An 18,447-nucleotide genomic window follows, 5' to 3' on the forward strand; every position below is an offset into this window, starting at 1 on the left:
GGGCGCGGCGCTTCGGCGCCGCGCTTTAGCGATGGAGCGTGAAGATGCAGCGTTTTTTCAAAGTGATCACCGGCGTGTTGCAGGTGATGTTCGTATCGGCAGGAGCCCACGTGATGGCGAGCAGTCTTGTATTACCCACCAGCGCCCAGTTGGCTGGCCACTGGCAATTGCACCAGCAGGATCAGGTGTGCGCACTGGACTTGCTGGAACAGGCGAATGCCTTGGGCGGCGACGTCGCCTGCGCGGCGCAATGGCTCGGTGAAAAACCACTGACCTGGACGCCGACACCGGATGGCATCTGGCTGATGAATGCCGAAGGCAGCGGGATAACCCACCTCAACCGAGAGCAAGAGGGCGAATATAAAGGTCGCACGCCTACCGGCCTGGAAGTTGTATTGCAACGCACACCTTAGTTGTCGCTATAAGTTTATAACTGAATTTATTAGTTGACCGCTCCGTTGTTTGGGGCTGGGGAAACTATTGCGCGAAATTTGTTTCAGGGAAGATCAGAAGCCATGGCGAAGTCCCATGCCGTCGCGCCGTTATTCAAGGCGTTGGGTGAGTACAAAAGTATCTTGATCAGTGTGGGTTGTTTCACCGCATTGATTAACCTGCTGATGCTGGTGCCATCGATTTACATGCTGCAAGTGTATGACCGCGTGCTGTCCTCCCAGAATGAAACCACCCTGGTGATGTTGACGCTGATGGTCGTCGGCTTCTTTGCGTTTATTGGCACGCTTGAGGTGATCCGCAGCTTTATCGTGATCCGTATCGGCAGCCAGCTGGAGCGGCGTTTCAACCTGCGCGTGTACAAAGCCGCCTTCGAACGCAACTTGAAAAGCGGGCAGGGGCATGCAGGGCAATCCCTGGGCGATTTGACCCACATCCGCCAATTCATCACCGGGCCGGCGCTGTTCGCGTTTTTCGACGCGCCGTGGTTTCCCATCTACCTGTTTGTGATTTTCCTGTTCAACGTGTGGCTCGGCCTATTGGCCACCGCGGGCGCGGTGCTGTTGATCGGCCTCGCCTGCCTGAACGAATACCTGACCAAAAAACCGTTGGGCGAGGCCAGTGGTTATTCCCAACAATCCACGCAACTGGCCACCAGCCACTTGAACAATGCCGAGACCATCCAGGCCATGGGCATGCTCGGTGCGCTGCGCCAGCGCTGGTTTGCGGTGCATTCGCAGTTTCTCGGTTTACAAAACAAGGCGAGTGACACCGGCTCGGTGGTGACGTCTTTGAGCAAATCCCTGCGCCTGTGCCTGCAATCGCTGGTGCTGGGCCTGGGGGCGTTGCTGGTGATCAAGGGCGATATGACCGCCGGGATGATGATCGCCGGTTCCATCCTGATGGGCCGGGTGCTCAGCCCCATCGACCAGTTGATTGCGGTGTGGAAGCAATGGAGTTCGGCCAAGCTGGCCTACCAGCGGCTGGATGATTTATTGCGTGAGTTTGCGCCAGAAGTCGAGCAGATGAAGCTGCCGGCGCCCAAGGGCCAGGTCAGCTTCGAACAGGTCAGTGCAGGCCCGCCGGGGCGTCGGGTGGCGACCTTGCATCAAGTCAGCTTCAACCTCGGCGCGGGTGAAGTGCTCGGCGTTCTGGGTGCATCAGGCTCAGGCAAATCCACGCTGGCCCGTGTGCTGGTGGGCGTGTGGCCGACGCTGGCCGGGACGGTGCGCCTGGATGGCGCGGATATTCACCGCTGGGACCGCGATGACCTCGGCCCCCACATCGGCTATCTGCCCCAGGACATCGAACTGTTCAGCGGCAGCATCGCCGACAACATCGCGCGTTTTCGCCAGGCTGATCCCGAACTTGTAGTACATGCCGCGCAGCAGGCTGGCGTGCATGAGCTGATCCTGCGCTTGCCCCAAGGCTACGACACGCTGTTGGGTGACAACGGCGGCGGCCTGTCCGGCGGCCAGAAACAACGGGTGGCGTTGGCCCGCGCCCTGTACGGCGGGCCGCGCCTGATCGTGCTGGATGAGCCCAATTCCAACCTCGACACCGTCGGCGAAGCCGCGCTGGCCAGTGCCATCGTGCAGATGAAAGCCCAGGGCAGCAGTGTGGTGCTGGTCACCCATCGCTCGTCGGCGCTGGCCCAGGCCGACAAATTGCTGGTGCTCAGCGAAGGGCATTTGCAGGCATTCGGCCCGAGCCAGGAAGTGCTGCGGGCGTTGTCCGGCCAGCAGGAGCCGCCCAAGGAGAAACCGGGCGTGAGTTTCAGTCGTCAGTACCAGGCCGGAAGGAATCCAGGCGCATGAGCAGCCTCACTGTTGAACCTCGCTTCAAAGAACACGACGCCAATTTCTTCGCCCGCATGGGCTGGCTGCTGACGGTGGTCGGCGCGGGTGGCTTCTTCCTGTGGGCCAGCCTGGCGCCCTTGGACCAGGGCATTCCGGTGCAGGGCACGGTGGTGGTGTCGGGCAAGCGCAAGGCGGTGCAAACCCTGAGCCCCGGCGTGGTCAGCCGGATTCTGGTGAAGGAGGGCGAGCTTGTGAAACAAGGGCAGCCGTTGTTCCGCCTCGACCAGACCCAGCACCAGGCCGACGTGCAATCCTTGCAAGCCCAGTACCGCATGGCTTGGGCCAGCGTGGCGCGCTGGCAGAGCGAGCGCGACAACCAGGCCAGCATCCGCTTTCCGGCTGAACTGAGTGCCAATCCCGACCCGGCCCTGGCGCTGGTGCTGGAAGGCCAGCGCCAATTGTTCAGCAGCCGCCGCGAGGCCTTTGCCCGCGAACAGGCCGGGATCCGCGCGAACATCGATGGCGCCACCGCGCAATTGGGTGGCATGCGCCGCGCCCGCAGCGACCTGACCGCCCAGGCCCAGTCCCTGCGTGATCAACTGAGCAACTTGCAACCCTTGGCGGACAACGGCTACATCCCGCGCAACCGGCTGATGGACTACCAACGGCAGTTGTCCCAGGTGCAACAGGACCTGGCGCAGAATACCGGCGAAAGCGGCCGGGTCGAGCAGGGCATTCTTGAATCGCGGCTGAAACTGCAACAGCACAGCGAGGAATACCAGAAGGAAGTGCGCAGCCAGTTGGCCGACGCGCAATTGCGCAGCCTGACCCTTGAACAGCAACTCACCTCCGCCGGGTTCGACCTGCAACACAGTGAAATCAACGCCCCGGCGGATGGCATTGCGGTCAATCTCAGCGTGCACACCGAAGGCGCCGTGGTCCGTGCCGGTGAAACCCTGCTGGAGATCGTGCCCCAGGACACGCGCTTGGAAGTGGAAGGGCGTTTGCCGGTGCATTTGGTCGACAAGGTCGGCACGCACTTGCCGGTCGATATTCTGTTCACCGCCTTCAACCAAAGCCGCACACCGCGTGTGCCGGGGGAGGTCAGCCTGATTTCCGCCGACCAGATGCTCGATGAAAAAACCGGCGCTGCCTACTACGTGCTGCGCACCACGGTCAGCGAAGCGGCGTTCGAAAAACTTCACGGGTTGGTGATCAAACCCGGCATGCCCGCCGAGATGTTCGTGCGCACCGGCGAGCGCTCGTTGCTCAATTACCTGTTCAAGCCGCTGCTCGACCGCGCCGGCTCTGCGTTGACCGAGGAATAGACATGAAGCACATGTTTATCGCCTTGCTGTTGACCAGCGCCAGTGCCCAGGCCGCCATGGGCCCGTTTGATGTGTACGAACAGGCTTTGCGCAACGACCCGGTGTTCCTCGGAGTGATCAAGGAGCGCGACGCCGGCCTGGAAAACCGCGCCATCGGCCGCGCCGGGCTGTTGCCCAAGCTCTCGTACAACTACAACAAGGGCCGCAACAATTCACAGGCCACCTTGCCGGACGGGCGCGGCGGCAATTACCACGATGACCGCAACTACAACAGCTACGGCTCCACCTTCAGCCTGCAACAACCGCTGTTCGACTACGAGGCCTACGCCAACTACCGCAAAGGCGTGGCCCAGGCGCTGTTTGCCGACGAAAGCTTTCGCGACAAGAGCCAGGCGTTGCTGGTGCGCGTGCTGACCTATTACACCCAGGCCTTGTTTGCCCAGGACCAGATCGACATCGCCCGCGCGAAGAAGAAGGCGTTCGAGCAGCAGTTCCAGCAGAACCAGCATTTGTTCCAGCAAGGCGAGGGCACTCGCACCGACATCCTGGAAGCTGAATCACGCTATGAACTGGCCACCGCCGAAGAGATCCAGGCCTTGGATGAACAGGACGCGTCCCTGCGGGAGCTGGGCGCACTGATTGGCGTGCAAAGCGTCAACATCCACGACCTGGCCCCGCTGAATCAGGGCTTTGCCGCCTTCACCCTGACGCCGGCCAACTACGACACTTGGCATGAACTGGCGATCAGCAATAACCCTACGCTCGCCTCCCAGCGCCAGGCGTTGGAAGTGGCGCGTTATGAAGTGGAACGCAACCGCGCCGGGCACCTGCCCAAGGTCACGGCCTATGCCAGCTCGCGCCAGCAGGAGTCCGACAGCGGCAACACCTACAACCAGCGCTATGACACCAACACCATCGGCGTCGAAGTCAGCCTGCCGCTGTATGCCGGTGGCGGTATCTCCGCGTCCACGCGCCAGGCCAGCCGCGCCATGGAGCAGGCCGAGTACGAACTGGAGGGCAAGACCCGCGAAACCCTGATCGAACTGCGTCGGCAGTTCAGTGCCTGCCTGTCGGGGGTGAGCAAGTTGCGTGCGTATCAGAAGGCGCTGGTGTCGGCCGAAGCGCTGGTGGTGTCGACCCAGCAAAGCATCCTGGGGGGCGAGCGGGTCAACCTCGATGCACTCAACGCCGAGCAGCAGTTCTACAGCACTCGCAGAGACCTGGCCCAGGCGCGGTACGACTACCTGATGGCCTGGACCAAATTGCATTACTACGCCGGCAACCTGCGCGATACCGACCTGGCCAAGGTCGATGAGGCGTTTGGGCGTTGATTTTGGGTGTTCACAACAATAAGAGAGGCACTGACATGGGTATCTTTGACTATAAAAACCTCGGCACCGAGGGTTCCAAGGCGTTGTTCGCCGACGCGATGGCGATCACGCTGTATTCCTATCACAACCTGGACAACGGCTTTGCCGTGGGTTACCAGCACAATGGCCTGGGGCTGGGCTTGCCGGCCACATTGGTCGGCGCGTTGCTCGGCAGCACGGATTCCCAGGGCGTGATCCCTGGCATCCCCTGGAACCCGGATTCGGAAAAAGCCGCGCTGGAGGCGGTGCAAAAGGCCGGTTGGACACCGATCAGCGCCAGCACCCTGGGCTACGGCGGCAAGGTCGATGCGCGGGGTACGTTCTTCGGCGAAAAGGCCGGTTACACCACGGCCCAGGTCGAGGTGTTGGGTAAGTACGATGACGCCGGCAAGCTACTGGAGATCGGTATTGGCTTTCGCGGCACCTCAGGGCCTCGGGAAACCTTGATCAGCGATTCCATCGGCGACCTGGTCAGTGACCTGCTGGCCGCACTGGGCCCCAAGGATTACGCGAAGAATTATGCCGGGGAGGCCTTTGGCGGTTTGCTCAAGAACGTTGCTGACTATGCCAGCGCCCACGGCTTGAGCGGCAAGGATGTAGTCGTCAGCGGCCACAGCCTGGGCGGGCTGGCCGTCAACAGCATGGCCGACCTGAGCAACAGCAAATGGGCCGGCTTCTACAAGGATGCCAACTACGTGGCCTATGCGTCACCGACCCAAAGTGCCGGCGACAAGGTGCTGAATATTGGCTATGAAAACGACCCGGTGTTCCGTGCGCTGGAGGGCTCGTCCTTCAACCTGTCGTCCCTAGGCGTGCATGACAAGCCCCATGAGTCGACCACCGACAATATCGTCAGCTTCAACGACCACTACGCCTCGACGTTGTGGAATGTGCTGCCATTTTCCATTGTCAACTTGCCGACCTGGATCTCGCACCTGCCCACGGGTTATGGCGATGGCCTGACGCGGGTGCTGGAGTCAGGTTTCTACGAGCAGATGACCCGTGATTCCACGGTGATTGTCGCCAACCTGTCCGACCCAGCGCGGGCCAATACGTGGGTGCAGGATCTCAACCGCAATGCCGAGCCGCATAAAGGCAATACCTTCATCATTGGCAGCGACGGCAATGACCTGATCCAGGGCGGCAAGGGCGCGGACTTTATCGAGGGCGGCAAGGGCAATGACACGATCCGCGATAACAGCGGGCACAACACCTTTCTGTTCAGCGGGCATTTCGGCCAGGACCGGGTGATTGGCTATCAATCGACGGACACGCTGGTGTTCAAGGATGTGCAGGGCAGTGTGGATTACCGTGAGCACGGTGGGGATACGGTGATCAGTGTGGGCGGGGATTCGGTGACACTGGTTGGGGTGAGCGGATGGTCGGGGGAGGGTGTTGTCATCGTCTGACAGACACATGTGGGGGCCAGGCCCCCACATGATTGCTCAATCAGTCTTCCTTGCGCACGGTGGCCACATCGTCGGCCTTGACCCGTACACGCTTGCCGGCGATATCAGTGAATTCGTAGAAACCGTCGGCGGTCTTGGTTTTCGGGGTGTCCTTGGTCAAATACTGTGTGCCGTTTTGCAGCGTCACTACGGTCTGCGTCGCGCAACCGGCCAATACCAGAAAAGTGAGTGCAACCAGTGGCAGACCCAAATTCTTCATGTTCATAACCCTTACCTTTAACCTTGAAAAGTCCCACGCCAGAGGCGCGGGCAACAAATGTTACGCCATCGGCTCACCCATCTGATCACTTTTATGTGAAAAGTTGCAGGCGCCATTTATCTATTAGCCATTGCAACCTGGCCTTGGCGACGGCACTCTGTATGCATAACCAGTATTTGATCGCTGCACGCCATGGCCAACCCCCTCGAAGACCCGCTCTATTACCTGCATAACTTCCGCCAGGTCCTGCATTGGCTGGGGCAACGCTATGCGGACCTGCTGGATGCGGACGAACAGCATTTCATTCAGCAATTTGACAGGTTGCCGCAGGCGTCCCAGGCGCTTTTGGTGCGCATGGTGATGCGCAAGGGTGTGCATTTTCGGGCAGGCAAGCTCAATTACCTGGAGATCGGCTGCACCCATGCCGCGGCGGCACCATTGCTTGAATTGGGCTGGGTCGACAATCAGTCCCCACTGGCCTTTGAAGCGCTGTTCGGCTTGCTGCAAAAAGGCGAGATACTCGGCGCGTTCAAGCCCTGGATCGACCAGCCCAAGTGCAAGAAGTCCGATTGGTTGGAAGGGCTGGCGGCGCAATTCACCGACAGCCGCAGTTTTGCCAACTGGTGTCCGGACCTTGCGGACACCCTGTACAGCCTCACCGTCATGGAGTTGTGCGATCGCCTGCGCCTGATGTTCTTCGGCAACCTGCATCAGGACTGGTCGGAATTCGTGCTGGCCGACCTGGGCATCTACACCTACGAAAAAGTCGAGTTCTGCGCAGAATCCCGTGGGCTGCGCAGCCGTGAAGATGTGCACGGCTTTCTGTTCCTGCACCAGTGCCAGCAGGCCTTTGAAGCCGGTGAAGCGTTGGAGGAGGTACTTGCCAGGGTCGCAACCCTGAGTAGCGACAACCCCTGGCTGGAAAAACGTCGGGCTAAGTTGTTGTTCCAGGTCGGTCAATATTGCGAGCGCATTGCCGAGTTGGCGTTGGCGGAACAGATTTACCGCGCCTGTACCTATCCTGGTGCCCGCTCACGACTGATTCGCGTGCTGGAGCGCCAGGAGGACTACGGCCAAGCGATGGCCCTGGCAACTGCCGCCCAACAGGCCCCGGAAAGCGCCGCCGAGCAGCAACATTTATTGCGTGTCGTGCCACGCCTGCGCCGCAAACTGGGTGAACCTGCGTTGCCCAAAACGAAGCCACGTCCGCTCACCCGACTGGACCTGGCCCTTGCACTGCCCGAGCCGCTGATGTCGGTGGAATACTGCGTGCAGGCCCACCTCAGCGAGCCCGATGGGCCAGTGCACTACGTTGAAAACGGGCTGATCAATTCACTGTTTGGCCTGTTGTGCTGGGACGTGATCTTTACGCCGCTGCCGGGCTCATTTTTCCACCCGTTCCAACGCGGTCCAGCGGACCTGCACAGCGAAGACTTCCACCAGCGTCGTGCACCGCTGTTCGCCGCGTGTTTCGAGCAATTGCAGGACGAACGCTACAAAGCCACCATTCGCCAGCGTTACCTCGACAAGTGGGGGATCCAGTCACCTTTCGTGTTCTGGAACCTGCTCAGCGAAGAGCTGCTGGAACAGGCCCTGGCCTGCCTGCCCGCCGAACACCTGCGCTACTGGTTTGAACGGCTGCTGCTGGACATCCGCGCCAACCGCGCCGGCATGCCCGACCTGATCCAGTTCTGGCCAGCGCAAAAAACCTACCGCATGATCGAGGTCAAGGGACCTGGCGATCGCCTGCAGGACAACCAGTTGCGCTGGCTGGAATTCTGCGGCGAATACCAGATGCCGGTGACGGTCTGTTATGTGCGTTGGGCAGAGTCCGCTTGAGCTACAACGTTGCCGTGCGTGCGCTGTGTGAGTTCACGGCCAAGGTCGGTGACCTGGACCTGCGTTTTACGCCGTCGCCCAGCGCCCAGGAAGGCATTGTCGGCCACCGCACCGTCGCCTCGCGGCGCAGCGCGCACTACCAGAATGAAGTGGCGCTTGAGGGCGAGTACCAGCAGCTCAAGGTGCGGGGCAGGGCAGATGGCTACGACCCGGACGCGAACCGCCTGGAAGAAGTGAAGACCTATCGCGGCGACCTCGACGCCCAGCCGGCCAACCATCGGCAGCTACACTGGGCCCAAGTCAAAGTGTATGGCTGGCTGATGTGCCAGAAGCTCAACCTCTCGGAAATCGACCTGGCGCTGGTCTACTTCGACATCGTCGGCGAAGGCGAGACAGTGCTCAACCAACACTTTCAAGCCGCCGAGCTGGAACCCTTCTTCAACCAGCAATGTGCGCTGTTCCTCGGTTGGGCCGAGCAGGAAATGACACACCGCGAAGCGCGCAACAGCGCCGTGCAAACCCTGGCGTTTCCCCATGCTGGTTTCCGTCCTGGCCAGCGTTCGCTTGCCGAATCGGTGTTCAAGGCGGTCAGCACCGGCCGTTGCCTGATGGCCCAGGCACCGACCGGTATCGGCAAGACCATCGGTACGATTTTCCCCTTGATCAAGGCCCTGACGCCCCAGCAACTGGACAAGCTGTTCTTCCTCACCGCCAAGACGCCCGGCCGCAAACTGGCCCTGGATGCCGCCCAAGTGCTGCATGCCAGCAGCCCGGAGCTGCCACTGCGTGTGCTGGAGCTGGTGGCGCGGGACAAAGCCTGCGAACACCTGGACAAGGCCTGTCATGGCGACTCCTGCCCTTTGGCCAAGGGTTTCTACGACCGTTTGCCCGCCGCACGCATCGCCGCCGCCAAGGTGCGCCTGCTCGATCAGCGCAACCTGCGCGAGGTGGCCCTGGCCCATGACGTCTGCCCCTATTACCTGAGCCAGGAAATGGCGCGCTGGGCCGACCTGGTGGTCGCCGACTACAACTATTACTTCGATTTTGGCGCCATGTTGTTCGGCCTGGCCCAGCTCAACCAGTGGCGCGCAGCCGTGCTGGTGGACGAGGCGCACAACCTGGTCGAGCGGGCCCGCTCGATGTACAGCGCCAGCCTCGACCAGTACCACCTCAAGACCCTGCGCGACACAGCCCCGGAGCCCTTGAAGAAACCCTTGCAACGCCTCAACCGTGAGTGGAACGCGCTGCATAAAGACCAACTTGCGCCGTACCAGGCCTACAGCGCCCGCCCCGAGAAACTGCTGCAGGCCCTGAGCCTGTGCGCGAGCGCCATGGGCGAATACTTCAACGATCACCCCGAATCCCTCAGCGGCGACCTGCAAAATTTCTACTTCGAGGTGCTGCAATTCGGCAAGGTCGCCGAGCTGTTCAACGAACACTTCATTTTCGACATCAGCAAGCGCCAGCTCGGCGGCAAACGCAGCAGCTCGACCCTGTGCCTGCGCAACGTGGTGCCTGCCGAGTTCATCCGCCCACGGTTGACGGCGGCCCGTAGCAGCGTGTTGTTTTCCGCGACCCTGAGCCCCCGTCATTACTACGCGGATTTGCTGGGCCTGCCGACGGACACGGCGTGGATCGATGTGGAGTCGCCGTTCAAGGCCGAGCAGTTGCAGGTGCATATCGTCGATGCAATCTCCACGCGCTTCGTGCACCGCGAGGCCTCGCTGGAGCCGATCGTTGCGTTGATCGCTAGCCAGTACCGGCAACAGCCGGGCAACTATCTGGCGTTTTTCTCGAGTTTTGATTATCTGCAGCAGGTGGCGCAGTTGCTGGCCGAGCGACATCCGGAGATCGCGCTGTGGCAACAGTCACGCGGCATGGCCGAGGGCGAGCGCCAAGCCTTTCTGGACCAATTCACCGAGCACAGCCAGGGCATCGGGTTTGCCGTGCTGGGCGGCGCGTTCGGCGAGGGCATCGACTTGCCCGGAACCCGTTTGATCGGCGCATTCATTGCCACCCTTGGCCTGCCCCAGTTGAACCCGGTCAACGAACAGATGAAGTTGCGCATGGGCGCGATCTTCGGCGCGGGCTACGACTACACCTACCTGTACCCCGGCATCCAGAAAGTTGTGCAGGCGGCGGGTCGGGTGATCCGCAGCCAGCAGGACCAGGGCGTGGTGATGCTGATCGATGATCGATTTGGTGAGGCTCGGGTACGTCAGTTGTTGCCGCGTTGGTGGGCGGTGGCTTGAGTCATTCCTGCCATCAATGATGCTGGTGGCTTCAGCCGCCATGGTCCACGCTGGGGAAAACCTTCAAATAGGTCATGCCCATGCGCCAGCACCTCATCAGCGTCAACGGTATTGAGTTAAGCGTTCATATTGCGGGCCCAGAACAGGGGACGCCGATCTGGTTGCTTCACGGTTTCCCTGAGTGCTGGCACTCCTGGCGCGAACAGATTCCCGCACTGGCAGCGGCGGGTTATCGCGTATTTGCCCCGCAAATGCGTGGTTATGTCCAGACAAGTTCGCCCAGTGAAATTGCCGACTATGACCTGTTGACCCTATGCGGCGATATCCAGCAAGCCATGGACCATTTTGGGCATACGCAGGTGGTGATGGCCGGCCATGACTGGGGCGCTGTGGTGGCGTGGCACCTGGCGTTGCTTGAGCCTGAGCGTGTCACACACTTGATCACGATGTCAGTCCCGTTCGCTGGGCGCGCACGGCGGCCGGTGATCGAAATCATGCGCGAGCTGTACGCCGACCGCTTCAACTACATCCTGTATTTCCAGGCGCAGGGCGTTGCCGAGCAGGAGTTGAATGCTGATATCGAACGGACTTTGCGCCTGTTCATGCAGGACCAGGATGTGTTTCTACAGCGCAAGCCAGCCAGCGCCACCTTGCTCGAAGGCGTGTCGGCGCCCGGTGCATTGCCGCATTGGTGTTCCCAGGCGGACTTGGACGTGTATGTGAACACTTTTGCCGAGCACGGTTTTCGTGGCCCGCTGAACTGGTATCGCAACTTTGAACGCAACTGGCAACGCACTGAGTGCCTGGCGGGGCAGCAGGTCCTGCAACCCACGTTGTTCCTGATCGGCGACCGCGACCCGGTCGGGGTCTTCGAGGCCCACACGCTCAAGCGCATGCCGGATTCAGTGCCGCAGCTTGAGCAGCACGTGCTGGCCAACTGTGGTCACTGGATCCAGAACGAACAAGCCCAACAGGTCAACGCGCTGATGCTCGGGTTTCTAGGGAAAACGTAAAGGTCGCGCCTCGACCCGGTTGATCCACCAGGCGGATGCTGCGCCCATGCAATTGCAGGATGCGGTGCACGATGCGCAGGCCCAGGCCACCGTCGCGACGGGCACCGCCAATGGTAAACGCGCGCAGGAACAAGCCTTCGCGCAGCTCGGCGTCGATGCCTGGGCCGCTGTCGCTGACGGTGATGGCGACAGCATTGGGTTCCGGCGACAACGTCACCTCAATTTCGCCGTTCACCGGGGTGTGGCGCAGGGCGTTATCCAGCAGGTTGGTCAGCACTCGCTCGATCAGGCCCAGGTCCGCCAGCACCGTGGGCACTTGCGGCGGCAAGGTCGCGGTGAGCGTAATACCGCGTGCTTCGGCGGTCAGTTCAAATTTCTGGAAGATGTCCTGCACCAAATCAGGTAATGAAAACCCTTCGATCACCGGCTGGACAAAACCGTGTTCCAGACGCACCAGTTCCAGCAATGACTGTGCCAGTCCACCCACTTTGCGGCTCTGGTCCAGGGCAATGCCGAGGTAACGGCGGCGTTCTTCGGGGCTGAGGCTGGCATCCTTGAGCGACAGGGTTTCCAGGTAACCATGCAGCGAGGCCAACGGCGTACGCAGGTCGTGGGAGATATTCGCGACCATTTCGCGACGTTCCTGGTCCTGATGGGTGATGGCGCGCCATTGTTCGCCCAGGCGGTTTTCCATCTGCACGAAGGCATGGTCGAGCACAGCGATTTCATCGCCGCTGGTGAGTTCCGGCGCAGCGGTTTCAGCCGCTTTCGGTGCGCCATTGATGTCGAACTGGCCGACTTTGTCGGTCAACTGGCGCAGCGGCCGGGTGATCCAGGCGAACGCAATCAGGCCGGCCAACAAGCAGAGCAGGGCGACCAGGCCGATGGACCACAGTGCGATCTTCAACGCCATGCCGGTGGCATCCTTGGCGTCATACACGTCGTGGGCTTCACCCAGCAGCACCACATACAGGAAACCGGTCTGCTGACCGCCCGCCATGAGGGGGGCCGCGCTGAACACTTTACGCCCGTCAAGGCTGCGCGGGTCATCGCCGAGGATCGGCAGCATGAACCCGGCGAGGAAGCGCCGGATGGGCGCCAGGTCAACCCGATCACGCAGCAAGTGACCACTGGGCGCGGCGTTGCCGACCACGCGGCCGTCGATGTCGAGCAAGTACACCTCGACGCTCGGGTTGACCAGCATCAACTGGCTGAACAGGTTGCGCACCGCGTCGGGCTTGAGGCCATCGGCGTCCATCAGTTGTGTGTCGCGGGCAATGTGCGCCGCCAGGTCGCGGGACAGGCCTTGCACCACCTCCAGCTCATGCATGCGGTTGGAGCGCACCTGCAACCAGGCCGAGGTGCCGCTGCAGACCAGCAGCAATACGGCGAACACCACCGACAGGCGCTGGGTCAGGGTCAGTTTCATGGTGGGCTCTCGGCAAACTTGTAGCCGCGACCCCACACTGTGAGGATGCGCGCCGGGTTGGCCGGGTCGTCTTCGACCTTGGCGCGCAGGCGGTTGATATGGGTGTTCACCGTGTGTTCATAACCCTCATGGCTGTAGCCCCACACCGCATTGAGCAGGTCCATGCGTGAGAACACCTTGCCAGGCTGGCGGGCAAAGAAGTACAGCAGGTCGAATTCCCGTGGGGTGAGGTCCAGGCGCTGGCCTTGCAGGGTGGCGTCGCGGGTCAGCGGGTTGATGAACAGTTGGCCCAGATCGAGGCTGCCGGCGTCCATCTTCAGGTTACGCGCCATGGCGTCGACCCGGCGTAACAGCGCCTTTACGCGAGCAACCAGTTCCGGCATGGAAAAGGGTTTAGCGAGGTAGTCATCTGCGCCCAGCTCCAGGCCGAGGATGCGGTGCAATTCGCTGGAGCGTGCGCTGGTGATGATGATAGGTGTGTAGCGCGTCATGGCACGGGCGCGGCGGCAGATCTCTAGGCCGTCGACGCCGGGCAGCATCAGGTCGAGGATCAGCGCATCCCAGCCGCCTTGCTCCAGCAGGCGCAGGCCTTCGGTGCCGTCGGCGCTGTGCACCACCTGGAATTGTTCATCACGCAGGTGCAGGCAGATCAGGTCGGCGATATGGGCATCGTCCTCAACCACCAGGACACGTTTTGGCTGATCCATGTAAGAGAAACCTTCGCTTGTAGTCCGCGCATTGTGCGGGTTTTGCAACAGTGTAGTTATCACGAATTGTTTAACTCTGCGTGAGGATTCCGCGACCGGCCAGGGCTCAGGATGGTTTCAATGTTTATGGAGGAATGCCCCATGTACTCACGCCGACAATTACTCCTCGCCAGTGGCGGACTGGGTGTCGCCGTCCTGGCCGGCGGGCTGCTCAAACAGCTCGACCTGGTCACCGAAGCCGAAGCCGCCGAACCCTTCGAAGTCACTCACACCGACGCGCAATGGCGCAGCCTGCTCACTGCCGAGCAGTACGAAATTCTGCGCGAGGAGGGCACCGAGCGTCCTTACACCAGCGCGCTGAACGACGAACACCGTGCGGGCACCTTCGCCTGCGCCGGTTGTGCCTTGCCGCTGTTTTCCTCAGCCACCAAATTCAACAGCCACACCGGTTGGCCGAGTTTCTGGCAGCCCCTGGACAACGCCGTGGCCAGTCGCAGGGACACGTCCTACGGCGTGGTGCGCAAGGAAATCCACTGCCGTCGCTGTGGCGGTCACCAAGGGCACGTGTTCGATGACGGCCCGCAACCCACCGGCCTGCGCTACTGCATGAACGGCGCCGCCATGACGTTCACGGCGGCTTAAGCCGATGTCTTTCTCTTATAAGGTTCCCTGCCATGTGGCTTCTGGTTCTCGCGTACCTGGGCGGCGTGCTGACAATCGTCAGCCCGTGCATCCTGCCTGTTCTGCCTTTTGTCTTCGCTCGCACCGGGCAGCCGTTTTTGCGCAGTGGCTTGCCGCTGTTAGCGGGGATGGCGGTGACATTCGCCCTGGTGGCAACGCTCGCGGCGGTGGGCGGCGGCTGGGTGGTGCAAGTCAATCAGTACGGTCGCTGGCTCGCGTTGCTGTGCGTTGCGCTGTTCGGCTTAACGCTACTGTTGCCGCAGCTGTCGGAACGTCTGATGCGTCCGTTAGTGGCCGCCGGCAGTCGCCTGTCGGAAGCCGCCGGGGCCGATGCCAGGCCGCGTCCGGGCGCATCGTTCCTGATCGGCGTGGCAACCGGGTTGCTGTGGGCGCCGTGCGCCGGGCCGATCCTGGGGCTGGTGCTCACCGGCGCCGCACTGCAGGGTGCCAGCATCGGCACTACCTTGCTCTTGCTGGCTTACGCCGCCGGGGCTGCTACCTCCCTCGCGCTGGCCTTGTTGGTCGGCGGTAAAGTCTTTGGCTTCATGAAAAAGTCCCTGGGTGCCGGTGAATGGCTGCGCCGAGGCCTGGGTGCGCTGATGCTGGCCGGGGTGGCCGCCATTGCGCTGGGCCTGGACACTGGTGTGCTGTCGCGGTTATCGACTGCCTCCACCGGCGGCCTGGAGCAACGCCTGGTGGACACCCTCAGCGCCAAGCCGGAACAAAAGGGCGGGGCGATGATGGCGGGGGGCGCAATGATGGCCGCCGCCAACCACAGCGACACACTGCCCATCGAAGGTGCGCTGCCGCCCCTGGACGGCGCCGTGCAATGGCTCAACAGCCCGCCACTGAGCGCCGAAGCGCTCAAGGGCAAGGTGGTGCTGGTGGATTTCTGGACCTACTCCTGCATCAACTGCCTGCGCACCTTGCCCTACGTGAAAGCCTGGGCCGAAAAATACCGCGACCAGGGCCTGGTGGTGATTGGCGTACACGCGCCGGAATTCGCCTTTGAACGCGACGTGAACAACGTGACCAAGGCCATGAAAGACCTGGGCATTACGTACCCGGTGGCCATCGACAACAACTACAAGGTCTGGCGCGCGTTCAACAACCAGTACTGGCCGGCCCATTACTTTGCCGATGCCAAGGGGCAGATCCGCTATCACCACTTTGGCGAGGGCGACTATGCCGAGTCGGAGCGGGTGATCCAGCAATTGCTGCGTGAAGCCGGAGCCCAGCACGTCGCAGGCGGCTTGATCGAAGCCGACGCCAAGGGCGTGCAGCAAGCGCCGGACATGAACGAAGTGCAATCGCCGGAAACCTACCTGGGCGCCCAGCGTGCCGAGAACTTCGTCAAATCCGGCCCCCTGGCCCTGAACAACTGGACCCTGGAAGGCCAATGGAACGTCGGCGGCCAGCAGGTCACCCTCGACCAGGCCGGCGGGCGCATCGCCTACCGCTTCCATGCCCGTGACCTGCATCTGGTGCTCGGTCCTGGCGCCGATGGAAAACCGGTGCGCTTCAAAGTCACGATCGATGGCCAGGCCCCAGCCGACGCCCATGGCACCGACGTGGCCCCGGATGGCAGCGGCACCGTCACCGAACAACGCTTGTACCAGCTTGTGCGTCAGCCGGGCGCCGTGCAGGACCGCACCTTCACCATCGAATTCCTTGACCCCAACGTGTCGGCGTATGCCTTTACCTTTGGTTAACCCGGAGTGCTTGCCATGAATGTATTCAAATACCTGTCCGCACTGGCCTTCGCCGCCTTCGTCGGCCAAAGCTCAGCCTTCTCCTTCAGCGCCGCCGACGATGCCGTTGTCATCGCGCCGCCGGCCCTCGACCTGCCTGCAACCTCAGGCAACCTGCAAACCGCCGTGTTCGCCGGTGGCTGTTTCTGGGGTGTGCAGGGGGTATTCCAACATGTGCAAGGCGTGAAAAACGCCGTCTCAGGCTACGACGGTGGGGCGGCGAGTACCGCGCAATATGAAGCGGTCAGCGAGGGCGATACCGGCCACGCCGAGTCCGTGTCCGTCACCTACGACCCAAGCACAGTCAGCTACGGCAAACTGCTGCAGATCTACTTCTCGGTCGCCCACAACCCCACCGAACTCAACCGCCAGGGCCCAGACACCGGCACCCAATACCGATCTGCAATCTTCGCGCAGAATGCCGAGCAGCAAAAAGTCGCCCAGGCCTACATCGCCCAGTTGGATGCCGCTAAATCCTTCGACAAACCCATCGTCACCCAGATCGAAATGGGCAAGGCGTTCTACCCGGCGGAGTCCTACCATCAGGACTTCCTCACCGAGAACCCGTCCTACCCCTACATCGTGATCAACGACCTGCCGAAAGTGGCGCAACTGAAAAAGCTGTTTCCGACGCAATACAGCGCCGAGCCGGTGCTGGTGAAAAACCAGTAATCAGCCTTTGGCCTTGGCCAGGTAAGGTGCCAGGCGCCGGCCCATTTCCTCACCCAGGGCTTGCAGCCCGCTCAACGGGCGGACCATCACTTCAAACTCAATGATCTGCCCGTGTTCGTTGAAGCGGATCAGGTCGATGCCCTTGAGCTGCTTGTCGCCCACGCGTGCGCTGAATTCCAGCACCACACTCAGGCCATCGCCGGTAGCGAGTTCACGGTGATAAGTAAAGTCTTCAAAGACGTTGATCACCGTATTGAGGATCATCGACACCACCGGCGCGCCAGGGTAGGGCGTATGAGCCATAGGTGAGCGGAAGACGGCGTCGGGCGCCAACAGTTCGGGCAGGGCCTTGAGGTCACGATTGGCCAACATGGCATGCCAGCGTTGCAGGGTGTGTGCCGCTGCAGTGTTGAGCGTGAGTTCGGACATGTTCTGTACCTGTTCTTATGGTGGGAAGGTATTTCACCTGCCCAACATAAGAGCGGTATCCAAACAGGGTCAATCACCCTAACTTACAGATAAGTGACCTAAGCGCACTTAGACCATCTCCAGGTACGAGCTGTGAATCGCCCGCGCCAACTCGCGCACGGTGTCGATAAAGTCCGTGAGACGGGCGTGCAATCCCTCCTCAAGAATCTCATCGATCCCGGTATACCTCAGCCGCGCCTCGAACTCCGCTGCCAAACGCTGCGCCGTGCGCCCATAACTGCCGGGCAGGTCCGCCAGGATATGGCTCAGTTCTTCGATGCAGGCATGCAACGAACGCGGCACATCACTGCGCAACAGCAGCAACTCGGACACGGAGCGGGCATTCAATGCATTCGGGTACAGCTCGGTATACGCCTCGAACGACGACAACGCGCGGAGCAGGGCGCTCCACTGGTAATAACCGCGTGCCGACAAGTCGCTGACTTCTTCCGACTCCTCGCCAAACATCTCGTACCGCGCATCCAGCAGGCGCAGGGTGTTGTCGGCGCGCTCGACAAAGGTGCCCAGGCGGATAAACCGATAGGCGTCATTGCGCATGATCGTCCCGGACGTCGCCCCCCGGAACAGGTGCGAGCGCTGCTTGACCCAATCACAGAAGTGACTGATGCCATGCCGCGCCAGGCCGCCGGCGGCGATGCTGCGCATTTCCAGCCAGGTGGCGTTGAGGTTTTCCCACATGTCGGCGGTGATGCGCCCGCGTACCGCGTGGGCATTGCCGCGTGCGGCGCGCAGGCAGTTGTAGATGCTCGCCGGGTTTTCTTCGTCGAGGGCGAAAAAGTGCAGCATGCGCTCGGCGTCCAGCTGTTTATGGCGCTCCAGGTAACTGTCCAGGGTGCCGCTGCTGAGCAACGACATGGCCAGCTCATCGAGGCCGTCACTGCGCCCGGCCTGGGGCATCAATGACAGGGAATAACTGACTTCGAGCATGCGCGCCAGGTTCTCGGCGCGCTCCAGGTAACGGGACATCCAGTACAGATCTGCGGCGGTTCTACTCAACAT

16 protein-coding genes are annotated in these 18,447 nt (G+C 61.5%); 11 read left to right on the forward strand and 5 right to left on the reverse strand.

Annotated elements, in window-relative coordinates; all coding sequences use genetic code 11:
- The first annotated feature begins 44 nt into the window (after window positions 1-44).
- From H096_RS25685 to H096_RS25705, 5 genes are all read left to right on the forward strand, one after another.
- Complete coding sequence (locus H096_RS25685) at window positions 45-413, forward strand: AprI/Inh family metalloprotease inhibitor (protein WP_033902152.1); 369 nt, start codon at window positions 45-47, stop codon at window positions 411-413.
- A 102-nt stretch (window positions 414-515) separates the two neighbouring features.
- Window positions 516-2,267: a type I secretion system permease/ATPase gene (locus H096_RS25690; protein WP_033902153.1), complete on the forward strand. Its 1,752-nt coding sequence runs from the start codon at window positions 516-518 to the stop codon at window positions 2,265-2,267.
- Window positions 2,264-3,577: an HlyD family type I secretion periplasmic adaptor subunit gene (locus H096_RS25695; RefSeq protein ID WP_033902154.1), complete on the forward strand. Its 1,314-nt coding sequence runs from the start codon at window positions 2,264-2,266 to the stop codon at window positions 3,575-3,577. The genes H096_RS25690 and H096_RS25695 overlap by 4 nt, the downstream gene beginning before the upstream one ends.
- A gap of 2 nt (window positions 3,578-3,579) precedes the next feature.
- Entirely contained in the window at window positions 3,580-4,908 is a 1,329-nt protein-coding gene (locus tag H096_RS25700) for a TolC family outer membrane protein (protein ID WP_033902155.1), read from the forward strand.
- A gap of 35 nt (window positions 4,909-4,943) precedes the next feature.
- On the forward strand, window positions 4,944-6,356 hold the full coding sequence (locus tag H096_RS25705) for a lipase (RefSeq protein WP_033902157.1): 1,413 nt from the start codon (window positions 4,944-4,946) through the stop codon (window positions 6,354-6,356).
- A 40-nt stretch (window positions 6,357-6,396) separates the two neighbouring features.
- Here H096_RS25705 and H096_RS25710 read toward each other — a convergent pair whose 3' ends face one another.
- Complete coding sequence (locus H096_RS25710; RefSeq protein WP_033902158.1) at window positions 6,397-6,621, reverse strand: YgdI/YgdR family lipoprotein; 225 nt, start codon at window positions 6,619-6,621, stop codon at window positions 6,397-6,399.
- A gap of 186 nt (window positions 6,622-6,807) precedes the next feature.
- Between H096_RS25710 and H096_RS25715 the strand changes: the two genes are divergently transcribed.
- The 3 genes from H096_RS25715 to H096_RS25725 all read left to right on the forward strand — a co-directional run bounded on the left by H096_RS25715 (window position 6,808) and on the right by H096_RS25725 (window position 11,719).
- The gene (locus H096_RS25715; protein ID WP_033902159.1) at window positions 6,808-8,454 is read left to right on the forward strand and encodes a VRR-NUC domain-containing protein; all 1,647 of its coding nucleotides are present in this window, start codon (window positions 6,808-6,810) and stop codon (window positions 8,452-8,454) included.
- The gene (locus tag H096_RS25720) at window positions 8,451-10,706 is read left to right on the forward strand and encodes an ATP-dependent DNA helicase (protein ID WP_033902160.1); all 2,256 of its coding nucleotides are present in this window, start codon (window positions 8,451-8,453) and stop codon (window positions 10,704-10,706) included. Before H096_RS25715 ends, H096_RS25720 begins: the two co-directional genes overlap by 4 nt.
- A gap of 80 nt (window positions 10,707-10,786) precedes the next feature.
- On the forward strand, window positions 10,787-11,719 hold the full coding sequence (locus H096_RS25725) for an alpha/beta hydrolase (RefSeq protein WP_033902161.1): 933 nt from the start codon (window positions 10,787-10,789) through the stop codon (window positions 11,717-11,719).
- On the opposite strand, the gene H096_RS25730 is transcribed toward H096_RS25725, so the two are convergent.
- Together H096_RS25730 and H096_RS25735 are read right to left on the reverse strand one after the other, a co-directional pair.
- Window positions 11,682-13,148, reverse strand: a complete 1,467-nt coding sequence (locus H096_RS25730) for a HAMP domain-containing sensor histidine kinase (protein ID WP_033902162.1) — start codon at window positions 13,146-13,148, stop codon at window positions 11,682-11,684. The genes H096_RS25725 and H096_RS25730 overlap by 38 nt on opposite strands.
- Entirely contained in the window at window positions 13,145-13,855 is a 711-nt protein-coding gene (locus H096_RS25735; protein ID WP_033902163.1) for a response regulator transcription factor, read from the reverse strand. Before H096_RS25735 ends, H096_RS25730 begins: the two co-directional genes overlap by 4 nt.
- A 141-nt stretch (window positions 13,856-13,996) precedes the next feature.
- On the opposite strand from H096_RS25735, the gene msrB reads away from it, so the two are divergent.
- Genes msrB through msrA form a run of 3 tightly spaced genes read left to right on the forward strand, consistent with a single transcriptional unit; the run spans window position 13,997 to window position 16,959 of the window.
- Window positions 13,997-14,497 (forward strand): peptide-methionine (R)-S-oxide reductase MsrB, encoded by a 501-nt coding sequence (gene msrB / locus H096_RS25740; RefSeq protein WP_033902164.1) that lies wholly within the window; start codon window positions 13,997-13,999, stop codon window positions 14,495-14,497.
- 32 nt (window positions 14,498-14,529) lie between these two features.
- Window positions 14,530-16,248 (forward strand): cytochrome c biogenesis protein DipZ, encoded by a 1,719-nt coding sequence (locus H096_RS25745; protein WP_033902165.1) that lies wholly within the window; start codon window positions 14,530-14,532, stop codon window positions 16,246-16,248.
- Window positions 16,249-16,263: 15 nt separating this feature from the next.
- A complete protein-coding gene (gene msrA / locus H096_RS25750; RefSeq protein ID WP_033902166.1) occupies window positions 16,264-16,959 on the forward strand; it encodes a peptide-methionine (S)-S-oxide reductase MsrA in 696 nt (231 codons plus the stop codon).
- Here the strand turns inward: msrA and H096_RS25755 are convergent, their stop codons facing one another.
- A complete protein-coding gene (locus H096_RS25755) occupies window positions 16,960-17,388 on the reverse strand; it encodes a nuclear transport factor 2 family protein (RefSeq protein WP_033902167.1) in 429 nt (142 codons plus the stop codon).
- 108 nt (window positions 17,389-17,496) lie between these two features.
- Window positions 17,497-18,447, reverse strand: a complete 951-nt coding sequence (locus tag H096_RS25760) for an alpha-E domain-containing protein (RefSeq protein ID WP_016975680.1) — start codon at window positions 18,445-18,447, stop codon at window positions 17,497-17,499.

Origin of the sequence: Pseudomonas sp. FH1 (assembly GCF_000510895.2) — a bacterium.
Lineage (GTDB): Bacteria > Pseudomonadota > Gammaproteobacteria > Pseudomonadales > Pseudomonadaceae > Aquipseudomonas > Aquipseudomonas azotoformans_A.

Bases quoted from the DNA above. Each gene is read 5' to 3' on its own strand.
- H096_RS25685 (WP_033902152.1), top strand. From the start codon at position 45: ATGCAGCGTTTTTTCAAAGTGATCACCGGCGTGTTGCAGGTGATGTTC.
- H096_RS25690 (WP_033902153.1), top strand. From the start codon at position 516: ATGGCGAAGTCCCATGCCGTCGCGCCGTTATTCAAGGCGTTGGGTGAG.
- H096_RS25695 (WP_033902154.1), top strand. From the start codon at position 2,264: ATGAGCAGCCTCACTGTTGAACCTCGCTTCAAAGAACACGACGCCAAT.
- H096_RS25700 (WP_033902155.1), top strand. From the start codon at position 3,580: ATGAAGCACATGTTTATCGCCTTGCTGTTGACCAGCGCCAGTGCCCAG.
- H096_RS25705 (WP_033902157.1), top strand. From the start codon at position 4,944: ATGGGTATCTTTGACTATAAAAACCTCGGCACCGAGGGTTCCAAGGCG.
- H096_RS25710 (WP_033902158.1), bottom strand. From the start codon at position 6,621: ATGAACATGAAGAATTTGGGTCTGCCACTGGTTGCACTCACTTTTCTG.
- H096_RS25715 (WP_033902159.1), top strand. From the start codon at position 6,808: ATGGCCAACCCCCTCGAAGACCCGCTCTATTACCTGCATAACTTCCGC.
- H096_RS25725 (WP_033902161.1), top strand. From the start codon at position 10,787: ATGCGCCAGCACCTCATCAGCGTCAACGGTATTGAGTTAAGCGTTCAT.
- H096_RS25730 (WP_033902162.1), bottom strand. From the start codon at position 13,148: ATGAAACTGACCCTGACCCAGCGCCTGTCGGTGGTGTTCGCCGTATTG.
- H096_RS25735 (WP_033902163.1), bottom strand. From the start codon at position 13,855: ATGGATCAGCCAAAACGTGTCCTGGTGGTTGAGGACGATGCCCATATC.
- msrB (WP_033902164.1), top strand. From the start codon at position 13,997: ATGTACTCACGCCGACAATTACTCCTCGCCAGTGGCGGACTGGGTGTC.
- H096_RS25745 (WP_033902165.1), top strand. From the start codon at position 14,530: ATGTGGCTTCTGGTTCTCGCGTACCTGGGCGGCGTGCTGACAATCGTC.
- msrA (WP_033902166.1), top strand. From the start codon at position 16,264: ATGAATGTATTCAAATACCTGTCCGCACTGGCCTTCGCCGCCTTCGTC.
- H096_RS25755 (WP_033902167.1), bottom strand. From the start codon at position 17,388: ATGTCCGAACTCACGCTCAACACTGCAGCGGCACACACCCTGCAACGC.
- H096_RS25760 (WP_016975680.1), bottom strand. From the start codon at position 18,447: ATGTTGAGTAGAACCGCCGCAGATCTGTACTGGATGTCCCGTTACCTG.